We start from the raw sequence: 631 nt of genomic DNA, 5'->3' as shown, positions 1-631 counted from the left end.
TCACTCGCCGCGAGCCCGCGCAACGCCTGGCCTGCCCGCGTCGTGTCGTTGGCTCCGGCCGGGGCGCTGACGCGCGTGACCGCGGAACTCCGGGACGGCCAGCGGGTCGACGCGGAGATCACGACGCGATCGGCCGCCGAACTCGCGCTCGCGCCGGGCGTGCCCGTCACGCTGGTCGTCAAGGCCACCCAGGTGGTGCTCTACCCGCGCGGCTGACCCGGCCGGGCTCGTCGCGGCACCACGGGCCCGCGACAGCGCCTGTTCGCCCGCCCTTGCAGTGTGGTCGTCACCATCCAGGAATTGGTGGTAGTCATCGTGCTGAATCGGCCTTCGGAGCGAGATGGCTACGACCTAAAATCGCAGTGGTTACGACCGTATCGAGTAGTAACGCCCTCTCGGGCCGTCGCGTGCCACAACCCCCGCCACGGAACTGCCCGCTGGACCGCTCAGAGGCGAATCCGGCGCGCTTCGCTCATCCCGCACATCCCGCCCGACAGCCGCCCCTCGCGATGGCGTCTCGCGCGCACCGGCGGGCAGGCCAGACGCCATCGTGACGCGCGGCTGTCCACGGGCCGTGCATCGCCGGGAGCGAGACGCCAGGCCCGGGAGCGGCTGCGCTGCACCGGCCGCG

General features: G+C 72.4%; 1 protein-coding gene. It reads left to right on the top strand.

What is annotated here, in order from left to right; genetic code table 11:
- Positions 1 to 216: TOBE-like domain-containing protein (locus HMPREF3086_RS18080; protein WP_141764060.1), on the top strand; the 216-nt coding region annotated here is incomplete at its 5' end.
- Positions 217 to 631 lie beyond the last annotated feature (415 nt).

The sequence above is a fragment of the Dietzia sp. HMSC21D01 genome (assembly GCF_001815995.1).
GTDB classification, from domain to species: Bacteria; Actinomycetota; Actinomycetes; order Mycobacteriales; family Mycobacteriaceae; genus Dietzia; species Dietzia cinnamea.
This window is presented reverse-complemented; position numbering and strand designations above follow the sequence as displayed.